This is a genomic window from Desulfitobacterium sp. THU1 (assembly GCF_038181555.1).
In the GTDB taxonomy this organism is placed as follows: Bacteria; Bacillota; Desulfitobacteriia; order Desulfitobacteriales; family Desulfitobacteriaceae; genus Desulfitobacterium.
This window is the reverse complement of sequence record NZ_JBBWUA010000022.1, coordinates 46,820-54,498: the sequence shown is the minus strand read 5'-3', so window position 1 is coordinate 54,498 and position 7,679 is coordinate 46,820. Positions and strand designations below refer to the sequence as shown.

Annotated in this window: 8 protein-coding genes; all 8 read right to left on the bottom strand. The window is 47.9% G+C overall.

Annotation, left to right across the window (positions count from 1 at the left end; genetic code table 11):
- Positions 1-707, bottom strand: a 707-nt coding sequence (locus AAC978_RS14210; protein WP_445900310.1) for a collagen-like triple helix repeat-containing protein, incomplete at its 3' end; no start/stop codon positions are given.
- Between the two features lie 24 nt (positions 708-731).
- Positions 732-1,082 (bottom strand): hypothetical protein, encoded by a 351-nt coding sequence (locus tag AAC978_RS14205; RefSeq protein WP_341548731.1) that lies wholly within the window; start codon positions 1,080-1,082, stop codon positions 732-734.
- 76 nt (positions 1,083-1,158) lie between these two features.
- Entirely contained in the window at positions 1,159-1,845 is a 687-nt protein-coding gene (locus AAC978_RS14200; protein ID WP_341548730.1) for a sugar phosphate nucleotidyltransferase, read from the bottom strand.
- 19 nt (positions 1,846-1,864) lie between these two features.
- Positions 1,865-2,851 (bottom strand): SDR family NAD(P)-dependent oxidoreductase, encoded by a 987-nt coding sequence (locus AAC978_RS14195; RefSeq protein WP_341548729.1) that lies wholly within the window; start codon positions 2,849-2,851, stop codon positions 1,865-1,867.
- A gap of 182 nt (positions 2,852-3,033) precedes the next feature.
- Positions 3,034-4,299, bottom strand: a complete 1,266-nt coding sequence (locus AAC978_RS14190) for an NAD(P)/FAD-dependent oxidoreductase (RefSeq protein WP_341548728.1) — start codon at positions 4,297-4,299, stop codon at positions 3,034-3,036.
- A gap of 18 nt (positions 4,300-4,317) precedes the next feature.
- On the bottom strand, positions 4,318-6,225 hold the full coding sequence (gene cooS, locus AAC978_RS14185) for an anaerobic carbon-monoxide dehydrogenase catalytic subunit (protein WP_341548727.1): 1,908 nt from the start codon (positions 6,223-6,225) through the stop codon (positions 4,318-4,320).
- Entirely contained in the window at positions 6,218-6,718 is a 501-nt protein-coding gene (locus AAC978_RS14180; RefSeq protein WP_341548726.1) for a 4Fe-4S dicluster domain-containing protein, read from the bottom strand. Before AAC978_RS14180 ends, cooS begins: the two co-directional genes overlap by 8 nt.
- A 219-nt stretch (positions 6,719-6,937) precedes the next feature.
- Positions 6,938-7,642, bottom strand: coding sequence for a Crp/Fnr family transcriptional regulator (locus AAC978_RS14175; protein WP_341548725.1), 705 nt, complete (start codon positions 7,640-7,642; stop codon positions 6,938-6,940).
- Positions 7,643-7,679: the final 37 nt, after the last annotated feature.

Sequence of the window (7,679 nt, the reverse complement as noted above, 5' to 3'; positions counted from 1 at the left end):
CCTGTTGCCCCGGTCGATCCTGTCGGACCCACCGCTCCTGTTGCCCCGGTCGATCCTGTTGGACCCACCGCTCCTGTTGCCCCGGTCGATCCTGTCGGACCCACCGCTCCTGTTGCCCCGGTCGATCCTGTTGGACCCACCGCTCCTGTTGCCCCGGTCGATCCTGTCGGACCCACCGCTCCTGTTGCCCCGGTCGGGCCTGTCGGACCCACCTCACCTGTTGCTCCGGTCGGGCCTGTCGGACCCACCTCACCTGTTGCTCCGGTCGGGCCTGTCGGACCCACCTCACCTGTTGCCCCGGTCGATCCTGTCGGACCCACCGCTCCTGTTGCCCCGGTCGATCCTGTTGGACCGACTACGGGTTCCAGCGAATCGAGTTCAGCAGGGAGTACCCGATGGGCATCCACCAAATTCCCTGCAGCATCCTTACCCCAAGCAGAAATGACTACAGCTTCGGAGCTTGTAGAAAAAACAAACTCGAAGGCATTCAAATCTGCAAAGTATTCCCTGAGCACAACCTCGCCGGGATTGACACTGATGAGTTCCAAAACATATACATCTTTAAAAAGGCCATTGAGAGCATAGCCGATTATTTCAACCGTCTCCACAGAATCTCCATCATTGGTGATTCTGACTGATACCGATACCGAGGGGCGCACCCCATTCACTGGAAAATTTTCAATCAATCCAGTCGTTAATTCTGCCATTCAGTCATCTCCTTATTTCTGCTATTAAATACTCAGTTCATCAAATTCTTGTGCAACAACTCTGTGTGCTGTCTGTAAATTACTTTCCCCGTCTTTCCCCCATAGGGTCACATTAACTCCAGGCGAACTGACAAGAAACTGGAATTCAATACCATCAAATTCCCCAAAAAAGTCCCTTATCTTGACTTCACCCGATCCAATGCTGAACAACTCTTCCACGTACTGTATTTTCGTATTTCCATTCTGAAAAAATCCCTTCACCTCTACTGATTCTATAGTGTCCTCGTTATTGGTTACTAGAACACGAAGGGAGGTACTTGGCCGAACTCCGAAAACAGGAGTATTATCCAGCAAACCCGTAGTTAAAAAAGCCATGTTACACCTCCTTAATATCACTACACTCCATTCTATGACCCTTGTCCTAAAAGAGTTACACTTTATTGGTACCTTTTTACTTATACTGTCCTAATTGTTCTTTTGCTTTTTCCAGGTCACTTAAGGTTCCGATATCAAACCAGAGTTCTCGGCACTCGTAACCAATCACCTTTGCCCCTTTTTGGAGAAGGCACTGGACGAGATTCGGCATATCAAACCGTCCATTGTCTGGGATATAGGAAAGAACATTTTTATTGACAACATAGATGCCCATACTCGCCCAGTAATTATGGGTGGGCTTTTCCGCATAGGAAACAACCTGACCTTCTTGGATCTCTAGGACGCCGAAGGAGGAGTGAGTTGTCTTCATCTGAACTGCTACAGTCATATCAGCCTTTGAGGCTAAATGGTGCTCATAGAGGTCACCAAAGTCTAAAGCAGTTAACTCATCCCCATTGACCACCAGAAAATTATCTCTTAAGCCTTCCACTTTCTTCAAAGGCCCTGCGGTACCCAAAGGCTCTGACTCTATTGAGTAACGAATGGACAATCCAAACTCGCGGCCATCCCGGAAATAAGTCATCAATAAATCTGAAAGGTACCCTAAGCACATAATTACCTCATCTGCCCCTGCCTCTTTAAGCTGTTGAAGCAGAATGGCTGCTATGGGCTTATCCCCGATCGGAAAAAGGGGCTTGGGTAAAACTCGGCTATAAGGATCTAATCGCGATCCTCTTCCACCGGCCAATAATATGCTTTGCATGGCATCCCCTTCTTCATTGTTAAATTTGGTATTTCCCTATCTGAAAACGGTCCAAATGCTCTCCGATCCAGAGTCTTGTTCTTCCTATTCCTTCTTCTAAAGAAACATGGGGCTCCCACCCAAGAACGTCCTTTGCTAAACGATTGTCTGCTAAAAGACGGTTGACCTCACTCTTGCTCGGACGAACCCTCTCTTCATCAATAACCAACTGGGCAGTGCTACTAGTTGTCTTAAGAATAATCTCAGCTAGCTCCCCGATGGAAATCTCCTGACCCGATCCCACATTAATGACTTTACCCACAGCCTCAGTTGCCGTAGCGGCAGCCATAAAACCTGCTACTGTATCGGAGACAAAAGTAAAATCTCTTTTCGCATCTAGGTTGCCAAGTTTTATTACTTGGCTTACAAGGGCCTGAGTAATTAGAGTAGGAATGATAGCACGAGCGGATTGTCTTGGTCCATAACAGTTAAAGGGTCGAATCGTGACCACTGGAAGATTATAGGACGCATAAAAGCTCTCAGCTAATTTATCTGCCCCAATTTTGCTCGCCGAATAAGGCGACTGCCCTTGCAAAGGATGCTGTTCATCAATAGGGACATACTGGGCGGAACCATATACTTCACTAGTCGAGGTGCTGACAACTCGGCTAACCTCATGATCCCTTCCCGCGATGAGAATATTAAAGGTACCCAAAACATTGGTCTCCACCACTTCACGGGGGTTTTTATAAGAGTAGGGAATGCCCACTAAAGCAGCTAAGTGAAAAACCACTTCATTCCCTTTGACAGCTCGATCAATCACATCGGCATCGCGTAAATCTCCCGTAATGATTTCAATCTGATCCAAGACCGAAGATTTTAAGTCGTCCAGATTTCCTCGTCCATCTCGGGAATTATACCTTATAAATACGCGAACATCGGCTCCGGCCTGAACTAAAGCCTCTGTCAAATGACTACCGATAAAGCCACCCGCCCCGGTAACTAAAACTTTCTTTCCTTTCCACATCAGTCCTACCAATCTCCCTTCTATCGTATCCCTATATCCTATGTCCACCTCTTGAAGACTGACACAATTTTCCTATTTTTTGAAGAGAGGTACTGACAGGGAAGTCATTAAACAAAAAAAGTGACACCCACCATCATGAGTGTCACTTAAAAATTCTGCAGTTTTATATTAATATGCAACTTTCAGAGTACAAACCGCACTCGACCCCTTTTTCCTGCGCGAATTTGCTCACGTACCCGCAGAGAAAGCGGCTCGCGGGCTTGAACTAAGGCAGTGAGGATTCCTGCCTGCAGAGGATGACCAATTAGGACATACCCCTTCAAATAATCCCCTTGCAAGATCAGTGATTGATAGGTAGGTTGCTGAGAAGAGGGGTCCTGATAGAAATCTTCAGTCACCTGCCAAGTGAAGCTATCCCCACAACCTTCATTTCCTTGAGGGGGTTTGATGATTCCGGCTGAGATGATTCTGAGGCCAAAGAAATCTACCGAATTCATCCCCATGGAACCTTTATAGAACGTTCTCTTACCCGTCATATTCAAGGCCGCGATACGCCCTTGTTCCGTGGCATTTGGCCAGATAGCATTGATGCGCGGACCCTCGTGCAGAAAATCCCAGGCTTCCGCGACATCCCCTGCTGCATATACACCAGGAAGATTCGTCTCCAGATAGTCGTTAACAAGAATTCCATGCTTCATCTTGAGGCCTGTATCCAGAAAAGGCTCAGTATTGGGCCGAACGCCCTTGCCAATGATAACTAGGTCCGCTTCCAGCCTTTTGCCGCACTTTAGTTGAACGCCTTCGACACGGTCCTGACCTTCAATAGTAGTTACATCTGAGTTAAGGATAATGTCAATGCCATGATCACTCAGGTGTTGCTCCAACCTTTGCGCAGCAAGTGGATTGAGCATTTGGGAGAGGATATAGCCTGAGGATACGACCACATGGACCTCTAATCCCTGCTTCCTTAGTGCATATGCAGATTTTAAACTAACTAAACCACCACCGATGATGACCGCTTTCCCCCCCGGCTTGAGCAAGTGTCTTATGCCCTTAGCATTTTCTAAATGGCGGAGGGTGAACACTTCCGGCAAAGTGGTACCGGGAAGATCCAAAGTAACCGCGGAAGCACCAGTGGCAATTAAGCATCGATCAAAGTCAAAGGACCTACCGTCTGCCGTACTAACTCTTTGCTGCTCCGGGTTAAGTCCCGTCACTCGACAGCCATAATGGATATCTAAATTCAGCTTCGCCAATTCTTCCGGCGTGCGTAGAAAGATTTGCTCCTCCTCGATATCCCCGGCTAAGTAATAAGTAGTTAGGCAGCGGGAATAGGAAGGATAGTGATCGGCCGTGAGAACTGTTATCGCCCCCTGGGGATCAGCTTCTCTTATCCCTTCGGCAGCAAAAAGTCCTGCCGCACTGTTTCCAATGATGATATAGTTCATAGAGGTTCCCCCCAGTGCTTATTGGTCCAAACCCAGTGCCTGTCTTTTCTTGCGGATATCCTCTATAAGCCCATGGGCTGCTGTTTGGGGATCTGTTTCCACATAGAACTTTCCGCCAATGACGTCAGTGAGCCCAGCTGTAAGAAGCTCGCTCACCTGCTTGCTCCCTAAGACGGGAGGCACAACACCTAAGTGGGTGGTAAATCCCATGGTAACAGCCCAGGTCCCGATACTGAGGGCCTTTTCGTGCTGGGGTTCCGGAGCGCTGGCGGCTACAGGCAGAGCGGCAGTGTCTACCCCAAGGTAACCGGCTAATGCCGTCACTAAATCTCCGATCCGTGAGTTATCCACGCAGCTCCCCATATGCAATACCGGTGGCAGTGGAGCACCTAAGCCGGCAGCTTCACCAATCGCCGTAAGCACCGCCTTTAGGGACTCACCGGCATATTTCTCTGCTCCCTCCGAGTTCATCATTCCTGCTTTCGCCAAAGCATGAGCAGAGCAACCGGTAGCCACGACCAAAACATTGTTCTTTAAAAGCTCCTTGACCATTTCCACATGGAAGATATCTTGGGCTACTTTGACATTGTTACAGCCTACAGTGGCTACAACGCCGACTATATTACCGTTGACGATATTATCTACTAGGGGTTTTAAGGGCTGGTCTGCATCCAGCTTGGACAAGGCGCCGACAATGGCTTCCACGCTAAAGCCAGCCATAATCTTGGCCCGATAATCGGGGATATGAACCTTGTTGGGATCCCGTTTAGCATAGGCAGCGATGGCTTTTCTGACGATCTCTTGAGCGGCTTCATCGGCATGTTCTAGGGTAAAAGGTATATGAGTGGCGCCGGGAATTTTCACTATGGGCATGGTAGTAATCAATTCAGTATGGTAACAAGAAGCAATCTGCCCTAAGGAAGGCATAATGCATTGGACATCAACGACCATGGTATCTACAGCTCCGGTGACAATGGCTAATTCTTGGGCGAGGTAATTGGTTGCTAAAGGAACACCTTGACGCATAAGAACTTCATTACCGGTGCAGCAGATTCCGGCCACTTGTACCCCCTTAGCTCCTACTGCTTCTGCTTCAGGGGAGAGGGTCTTCGCCCATTGAACAATTTTCTCTGACAGAAGTGGCACATGACCGTGGACAATCAGATTCACATAATCTTCTTTTAGTACTCCTAAGTTTGCTTCAGTCACCACGGGTGCCGGTGTCCCAAACAAAATGTCCTGCATATCTGTGGCGAGCTTCAGTCCGGCATAGCCGTCCACCAATCCCTGCTTAGCAGTTGCTAAAATAAGGTTGACGGGGTCTGCATCCATACCCATGGTGGTCTGGTGCATCGCTTCCCGAATTTCTCGATCGGGATTGCGCGGAAGTATCCCCAAGGACTCCCAAACCTCTAGCCGCTGCTTTGGCGCATGGGCACTCACCCATTTCATGGGCTGTTTCTGATGGTTGCCCATATCCTCATAGGCTACTTGAACCACCTCTAAGGCCAATTCATTGGGCTCTTTGTTTTCCGTCTCTATGCCTAAACCAGTAGCGATGGCTTTTAATTTATTGAGATCTGCAATAGGGTAGTCGATCTTGCCTTCCGCGGCCAACTTTAAGGCCTCCACAGCCTCATAGGCGTGATCCACATGGGCTGCAGCACCGGCGGCTACCTGGCGCAGCAAATTTCGAGCAACGATTACGTCAGCTGTAGCACCGCAAATTCCCTTGTCCGGTCCCTTCCCAAAGGGGTCAATCCGGCAGGGCCCTTGAATACAGTGACGACAGCAGAGTCCTAAACTTCCGAACCCACACTGAGGCTGTTGCTTTTCGTAGCGATCCCATACGGTTTCAATACCATCCCTATCAGCCTTTTTTGCTAGATCCAAGGCCGCTGGATCAATACTGCGGATATTAAGCATGATGACTAACCTCCTTCAGTTGATTCATCCATGATTTACGGGTACCACTGGCAAACCCGTCTACTTCAACGAATTGGATTGCCTTCGTCGGGCAGGCCGAGACACAAGCCGGCTCATAGTCCAGCTCCTGGCAACGATCGCATTTCACTACCTGGCGGGATGACCCTTGGCTGATGACACCAAAAGGACAAACCATGACGCACATCCAGCACCCGACACATTTCTCCGACTTGACCTGTACCAAACCGGTAGCAGGATCAACTCGCATAGCCCCAGCCATGCAGGCGTGAACACAGGGTGTGTCAGAGCATTGGCGACACTGCAGGGGCATATTCACGACTCCGTCTGTCTCCACAAAGACACGCTTGTGAGGAAGCTCTCGTTCAAAGATAGCTGCAAACAACTGCTTCGATTGGGAATGGGCTACGGCACACGCCAGTTCACAGCTTTTGCATCCCACACAACTCTCTGAGCGTATCAGTAACTGTTTCACATTATCCCTCCTTACCAAAACATGCACTATTTTATTCTAATAAGTCCATACTATTATAATTTTCAGATAATTACTGTCGGCTTAGCGACATTACTTCAAATTGCAGGGATATTATCTGAGAAAAGCGAGGGCAAACAAAAAAGGCACTTTTACAGTACCTTTACAATCCAACTACTTTATAACGCCTACAATAAGATTCCGCTCCCTTACAGCGCTACCTTACGCATGGTCGTGGCTTACTTTTACCCATAGTTTTTCAGGTTTTAATAGTACCACATACCCTCGATGTAGTTCAAGAATACCCTGCTGTTCCCAATGACGCAATATTTCATTGATAGTTTGGCGAGTACTTCCACTTAATGAAGCTAATTCCTCATGGGTGAGATGAATGGTATCACGCTGTTGTTTCATTGTTATATTCTTGGCCTGCAAAGTTCGCCAAAACACGCGGGCCAAACGCGATGCTGTTTCACGAAATGCCAAGTCGGCAATCAAGTCATTGGTCAAGCGCAGTATCGTTCCCAGCAATCGAACTAAGCGTCGGGCAACTTCAGGTGATTCATCCATTATGCTACGAAAATCCGCCATATTAAGATAAAGAACCTCTGTTTTTTCAATTGCAGTTGCCATGGCTAAAGAATGTTCACTATAAACTTCCCCAGCTGAAAGAATAGTAATCGTAAACTCTTTACCATCCTCAGATGAATAAGCGATCTTCACCTCACCTGAGAGAACAAAAAAAATCACATCGGAGCCAGTAGAAGGAAAAACTAATCTCTGTCGCTTGGCAAAACTTTTCCGGTTAAAGTACTCTTTCCAAGACTCCAGCAAAGCTGGTGACAGTCCATTAAAAAAGGGGAATATTCCTAAATCAGGTATGTTCTTCGGGTTGGGCATGGCTCCACATCCCTTCTTGGCTGGCATACCAAAATGCACTTAATAATCTGACAATAATATATCT

What these genes read in the sequence shown, in the direction of transcription:
- AAC978_RS14195 (WP_341548729.1), bottom strand. Translation starts at nt 2,851, where the DNA reads ATGTGGAAAGGAAAGAAAGTTTTAGTTACCGGGGCGGGTGGCTTTATC.
- cooS (WP_341548727.1), bottom strand. Translation starts at nt 6,225, where the DNA reads ATGCTTAATATCCGCAGTATTGATCCAGCGGCCTTGGATCTAGCAAAA.
- AAC978_RS14190 (WP_341548728.1), bottom strand. Translation starts at nt 4,299, where the DNA reads ATGAACTATATCATCATTGGAAACAGTGCGGCAGGACTTTTTGCTGCC.
- AAC978_RS14175 (WP_341548725.1), bottom strand. Translation starts at nt 7,642, where the DNA reads ATGCCAGCCAAGAAGGGATGTGGAGCCATGCCCAACCCGAAGAACATA.
- AAC978_RS14200 (WP_341548730.1), bottom strand. Translation starts at nt 1,845, where the DNA reads ATGCAAAGCATATTATTGGCCGGTGGAAGAGGATCGCGATTAGATCCT.
- AAC978_RS14205 (WP_341548731.1), bottom strand. Translation starts at nt 1,082, where the DNA reads ATGGCTTTTTTAACTACGGGTTTGCTGGATAATACTCCTGTTTTCGGA.